Source organism: Enterobacter cloacae complex sp. IR5422 (genome assembly GCF_049238165.1).
GTDB classification, from domain to species: domain Bacteria; phylum Pseudomonadota; class Gammaproteobacteria; order Enterobacterales; family Enterobacteriaceae; genus Enterobacter; species Enterobacter roggenkampii.
The window spans coordinates 1-1,085 of the sequence record NZ_JBMKHT010000112.1 but is presented as its reverse complement, the minus strand read 5'-3'; the positions used below and the strand labels follow the sequence as shown (position 1 = coordinate 1,085).

The following is a 1,085-nucleotide window of genomic DNA, read 5'->3' as shown; positions in this document are numbered from 1 at the left end:
GGGTCTGGCGGCGTTTACTGGAAAACTCACTGTCGGCAAAAGTCAGTTGCTGGCTCATCCGGTTACTCATTCTGGGTTCAGGTTACAACACGATGATCTCACATCTCGGACTTATTCGCACCTTCCTAAGATTCCAGTACGCGATAAGATCCGCATTAGTTAATACATTACTTGGAATTGACATAAATTAACCTCTGATGTTTTCGGTTGCGTTTATTGTCACTTCCATAATGTTTGTACTTGGCATCTGGTATGCTGCATTTTGTGGTGTAAGAATAAATGAACCTTGAATATTGTCATATTTCATTACTTCCCCAAGTTGGATGTTTTTGATTAATCCAGGGAAGATAGTAATCACGTTACCTGTGTTGGCTATGATTCGATATAGTTTCTTGTGTCCGGTAAACTGAACTACAGTACCAACTTCAAGTGTATTAGCATTAACGGCAACTGATGTTGCCCCTGCTGCCCTTGCTGCGGTTGCCTGTACTTGTGATGCCTGAGTACCGTTATAATCTGACCACCAACCAAGAGATATATCAAACGGTCTACCTTGACCATAAAGAGCATAGAAGTTAGCAAGTTCAGCACGGTTCATCTTGTTTAGAGTTACTTTAAAACTAAGGGTGAAGTACTGCGAACCAACAACACGTGTAATAGTTTCACCTGTCCATGTCTGGTTTTGGTATTGCGGTATATTGTCCGTTAACATGAACTCACTAATAAGAGTGTTATTTAACATATTATTATTCCTTTAATAGTTAGCCCACAATCCATGTGGGCTATATGATATTTATACGTTATTCTTCTGAGATTTACGTGTTGCCTGTACAATAGTATCGGCGTGTTTATCACACATCTTTTGAAAATCAACATCGGAAATCTGACCATTACTATTAATAATTAACGGTGCGTCAATTTTAATATCACCAGTACCACCGCTATCTTGATTGCTTAGGGAAGGTGCGAATAAGTCCGAGATGTGAGATCATCGTGTTGTAACCTGAACCCAGAATGAGTAACCGGATGAGCCAGCAACTGACTTTTGCCGACAGTGAGTTTTCCAGTAAACGCCGCCAGACCCG

Annotated in this window: 1 protein-coding gene; it reads right to left on the bottom strand. The window is 40.6% G+C overall.

Features of this window, described 5'->3' with window-relative positions:
• Nucleotides 1–187: 187 nt before the first annotated feature.
• Nucleotides 188–742 (bottom strand): hypothetical protein, encoded by a 555-nt coding sequence (locus tag ACOTXT_RS22450; protein ID WP_046852897.1) that lies wholly within the window; start codon nucleotides 740–742, stop codon nucleotides 188–190.
• Between the last annotated feature and the right edge of the window lie 343 nt (nucleotides 743–1,085).